This is a genomic window from Spirochaetota bacterium, assembly GCA_026414805.1.
Lineage (GTDB): Bacteria > Spirochaetota > UBA4802 > UBA4802 > UB4802 > UBA4802.
This window is the reverse complement of the sequence record JAOAIH010000114.1, coordinates 1-4732: the sequence shown is the minus strand read 5'-3', so window position 1 is coordinate 4732 and position 4732 is coordinate 1. Positions and strand designations below refer to the sequence as shown.

General features: G+C 32.1%; 6 protein-coding genes. 3 read left to right on the top strand and 3 right to left on the bottom strand.

What is annotated here, in order from left to right; all coding sequences use genetic code 11:
• Both N3F66_14545 and N3F66_14540 read right to left on the bottom strand, forming a co-directional pair.
• The coding region (locus N3F66_14545; GenBank protein ID MCX8125364.1) for an alpha-galactosidase at positions 1-1074 on the bottom strand (1074 nt) is incomplete at its 3' end.
• A 12-nt stretch (positions 1075-1086) separates the two neighbouring features.
• Positions 1087-1386 (bottom strand): hypothetical protein, encoded by a 300-nt coding sequence (locus tag N3F66_14540; protein MCX8125363.1) that lies wholly within the window; start codon positions 1384-1386, stop codon positions 1087-1089.
• Between the two features lie 253 nt (positions 1387-1639).
• On the opposite strand from N3F66_14540, the gene N3F66_14535 reads away from it, so the two are divergent.
• The gene (locus N3F66_14535; GenBank protein ID MCX8125362.1) at positions 1640-2851 is read left to right on the top strand and encodes a pyridoxal phosphate-dependent aminotransferase; all 1212 of its coding nucleotides are present in this window, start codon (positions 1640-1642) and stop codon (positions 2849-2851) included.
• A gap of 52 nt (positions 2852-2903) precedes the next feature.
• Here N3F66_14535 and N3F66_14530 read toward each other — a convergent pair whose 3' ends face one another.
• Entirely contained in the window at positions 2904-3296 is a 393-nt protein-coding gene (locus N3F66_14530; GenBank protein MCX8125361.1) for a YlbF family regulator, read from the bottom strand.
• Between the two features lie 280 nt (positions 3297-3576).
• Between N3F66_14530 and N3F66_14525 the strand changes: the two genes are divergently transcribed.
• Both N3F66_14525 and N3F66_14520 read left to right on the top strand, forming a co-directional pair.
• Positions 3577-3927, top strand: coding sequence for a polymer-forming cytoskeletal protein (locus tag N3F66_14525; GenBank protein ID MCX8125360.1), 351 nt, complete (start codon positions 3577-3579; stop codon positions 3925-3927).
• A 36-nt stretch (positions 3928-3963) separates the two neighbouring features.
• Positions 3964-4611 (top strand): hypothetical protein, encoded by a 648-nt coding sequence (locus N3F66_14520; GenBank protein ID MCX8125359.1) that lies wholly within the window; start codon positions 3964-3966, stop codon positions 4609-4611.
• Positions 4612-4732 lie beyond the last annotated feature (121 nt).

Sequence of the window (4732 nt, the reverse complement as noted above, 5' to 3'; positions counted from 1 at the left end):
CTCATATAATAACGTATTAATGGTGTCTTCAATCCAACTCAAGACTGCAGGCAGTGTCACATCAACAGTAAAATAATAACCTCCCCATGCTGGATTGTATCCAGCAATTACAGGTTTACCCTCACTGTCGTTAAGAATCCATGATTTATTTTCTTTAAAGATTCTTGAATCCTTTGATACAATAAATGGAGAGTACCATATACCTGGTGTAAAACCATAATCCTTAATAGTATCTGCAATATAACGCATAGCAGCTGTAAATGATCCCTTCACGGTTGTCCATTCGCCAATCGTTGTCTGATATCCATCATCAATCTGGATGAAATCAAATGGGATATCATGTTCCTTAGCATACTTTGCATTAGCAATTATCTCATCTTTAGTAATTGAATTATAGTAATAATACCATGAGCACCACCCTTTACGGATATTTCTATTAAATGTGGGCGATAGTTCCTGTGAAATACTCTCTGCATACGTTTGTAAAATCCTCCATGCATCTCCCTGGAGCATACATACAGGATCCAATATATATTCTTCATGAGCATCACAATATCTGTCTATGTCCCAAATAATAGATAATAATTGTGTACGATAGTCAAATTCAAAGGATATAAACTGTTGGAACTGTTTCTTAACAGGTAGCTGTCCAAACAACACCGATGATTGCGAGTTGCTATCGCCACAAAGAAAGAACATATCTGATTGTACTAAGCCACGTTTTCCTTTTGGCGGATTTGCCGCATTTTCCTGATTTGCAATGACAAACTTCAGCCACGGTTTTCGTTTCTTTGCTACAGCATCAAAAACACCTGTATAGGTCCATGATTGATATCCATTCACAAAACATGAAACGTTAGCACAATTAGTCTGGAATGTCAAAATTAGTTTTTTTATGTATAATCGAGTAAATGGTTTTATGCTAAGTTTGAAATTTCTATTGCGGTTGTAATAAACATAAGCAGTATTATTTATATAATTTTCTTTTTTACAGTTAAATGTTTTTATACTTGTAACAGTACCATCTTTTTCATATATACATTCTATGCAATGTTCCTCAAATAAAAACTCCATGATGAAATAACCCTATTTACAGTCGCTATCTTTAAGTATGTCGCAGGTTAGAATAAACATTTTATTGTTACTAATAGTATATGAAAGCTTTACTGTTTGACATACCTCAATATTAGAAAATGTTACATTAGTTTTATTCTGGGTAAATATGCTTTTATCATTCACATAAAATATCCTTTCAGTTTTTCCATATTTTACCTCTATATAATCGTTTGCTTTATAAATAACACGACCAACAAAACTTTTCTGAGCAGAATAAATACAATTGAACATAATAAAAATAATTAATAGAGTTATAGCACATTTTTTCATACTACCACCTCCTGATATATACAACATGTTAAAACAATTGAGCAGCACTTTTACTTAATAGCATAAAAACGATTAAAATTTTAGCAACCATATTTTATGGTAGGTACTTAAAAATATTAATCTTGACAAAAACATACAATTATTTTGCTTTACTTTGAAATATTGTTTTATCCGCTTATATTAAATGTTGTCTCCACTTGAATAATAACCATACATTGAATTAAATTAATTAATTGGATTAAATGGTGAAATTATGGAGTTAGCTCAAAGATTAAAAAAAATCAAACCCTCTCCTACCCTGGCAGTGACCGCAATTGCAAATTCCCTAAAGGAGCAAGGAATTGATGTTATTGGATTTGGTTCCGGTGAACCTGATTTTGATACTCCACAATCCATTAAAAATGCTGCTATCAAAGCATTAGAAGAAGGCAAAACAAAATACACACCTTCTGGCGGTATACCCGAATTGAAGAAAGCCATTGTGGAAAAGTTCAAAAGAGACAATAACCTTGAATATAAGATTTCTGAAGTGACTGTAAATTGTGGCGGCAAACACTCGTTTTACAACTTAATGCAAGTATTGCTAAACAGTGGTGATGAAGTGCTCATCCCCTCACCTTACTGGGTATCTTACCCTGATATTGTCCTCTTAGCAGATGGTGTTCCCGTAATTGTTCATGCTGATGAATCCACTGATTTTAAGATAACTCCTAAGATGCTAAAAAAACACTTAACCAAAAAAACCAAAGCCATTGTTTTAAATTCTCCATCTAATCCCACTGGTGCTATGTATACTATAGATGAACTTAAGGCAATTGGTGAAGTACTCAAGCCTTATGATATTTGCATTGTCACCGATGACATTTATGAAGTTATAGTTTATGATAACAAGAAGTTTTATAATATAGTAAACGCAGTTCCTGAACTAAAATCGAAAACCATGGTATTGAATGGTGTTTCAAAAACGTATTCAATGACAGGCTGGCGAATAGGTTATATGGCAGGAGATGCCAATATTATTGCTCAGGTTGAAATGATTCAAAGCCAGTCAGTATCAAACCCAACATCTATTGCACAGTGGGCAGCAGTTGAAGCGCTGACTGGTGACCAAAGCGTTTTAAAACCCATGTTAGAGGCTTTTACACGTCGTCGTGAAATAATTGTGAATGGTCTTAATGAAATTAAAGGAATTGAATGCCATAAACCTGATGGGGCATTTTATGTTTTCCCAAATGTAAGAGGTGTGTACTCCCTGCCAGGATTTGCTTCAATCAAAGAAAAATACAAAGATGAATTTCTTTCTTCAAAGTTATCATCATATCTTCTGGAAGAAGCACGGGTAGCGGTGGTACCTGGTATAGCGTTTGGTTCAGATGATAACATTCGTCTTTCATTTGCAACATCCGATAAAAATATTGTTGAGGGACTTAAACGTATCAAAGAAGCAATTGAAAAATTAGCCTAATTGTAAAAAAACATACCACTTTTTTAACTGTAGTATATTTGTTTATTATCGCCTAAAAATTTCCTGTAATAATTTTTCCACTCTGCCCAGGTTTTATTATTTTTGAGGGACCAATTGGATCACCTTTAGGATTACTTATTGCATTCTGAATCTGCATCATCATATTAACATAATATGTTTGTGTTGCAATAAATTCCTTAATGAGTTGGCTTTCAGAAACTTTTTGACTTATATCTTGTAGTTTTCTCTTTTCCTCAACTTCTATTACACCACCACTGGCTTCCTTTTGATATAATTCTTCACTTACCTTTATATATTCTTCAAGCAAATTCCTAGCATTTTGATCGGCTTCTATTTTCTTGACCAGTTCCTCATACCGTTTATAAATATCTGAACCTTTTATCATTAATCCTAATTCATTAGCTTTTTGCAATATTTCTTCCATAAACAATTATCTCCTTAAAAATATAATAAATAATCAATATACACTATTATAATAACTTTTAATACATCCTAAAATTTTAAATAATATGAGGCAAATACTATTTTATGTACGATAGTTATTATTAAATATAGCCTTATTTGCAATATTTGCAATAAATATTATGAACATAATTATGCAACGATTTTTTTGAAAAAATTGTTATTTAATGTAAATTGAATTGACAAAGATTTATATATTGTTGTAAAAAAATTGAAACTAATTTTTTATTAGGAGATACTGCATGGTTGAGCAAAAAGAAATTATTGAGGATGAAAATAAGATTGGTACTGTCATTGCAAATGATATAAAGTTTAGAGGGACATTAAAATTTAAATCTTCACTAAAAATAAAAGGCTTTTTCCAGGGTAAGGTTGAAACCGAAGGTACATTAATCATTGGCGACGAGGCAAATGTAAGTGCTGAAATATCAGCCGCTGTTGTGTCAATAAGTGGTAAATGCCAGGGAAAAATAAAAGCAACTAAGTTGATTGAAATATTTGAACACAGCAACATGTCAGGTGATATTGTAACACCAGATTTATATATTGAAAACGGTGCCAAATTTAACGGTACATGCATTATGCCAAAATAAAGGCAATTGATAATAACATCTGAAAGAAGAATATTCATGAAATATACATTACATTTTGTTACTTTACTTTCAATTATCATTGCTTTTCTGTACACACCTATCTTTGCACAAACAAGTTATCAAAATTTTATTTTTGGCTTTGGCATCAGTGGTGGAATAAACGATGTGTGGCATCTAAGTGGCAGTGAAGAAGGAAAAACTGTTAAATGGAAACCCGGCATAAGTGTTGGAGGCGGTTTGTTACTGGAAAATATGTTTTCCTCAGTTTTTGGAATTCATTCAGGCCTTTTTTACACATATCATCAAAACAAGTTGAAATTTGGTAATACACCAGATGAAAAGTTGGTAAATAACAATCATTCATTTACTATACCTTTATATTTAATTTCGTCATTTGGTAAAAAACTTCGCTTTGATTTTCTCTATGGCTTGAATTACATGCACATTTTTTATAATACCATGTCCAATAACCACAATAGTACTACTGGGATTAAATACATTAACTATAACCTATTTGGGTGTGGACTGCAACTTAGACTGGCTATTCCTTTTGATAGATTTACATATATTTATGTAGGGCCTCATGGCCTGTTTTATTTTTCAAACGTTATAGAATCTACCAACTGGCGCGATTACTTATATAGCATTCAACTTGACATTGGAATGTTATTTAAAACATTCTGATAATAATTACTTTTTAAGAACTTCTGGCAAAACAGTTTTTCTTAACTCTTTCTTATTGAATTTGCCTACACTTGTTTTTGGTATCTCCTTTAAAAAGACTATTTCATCAGGCAACCACCAC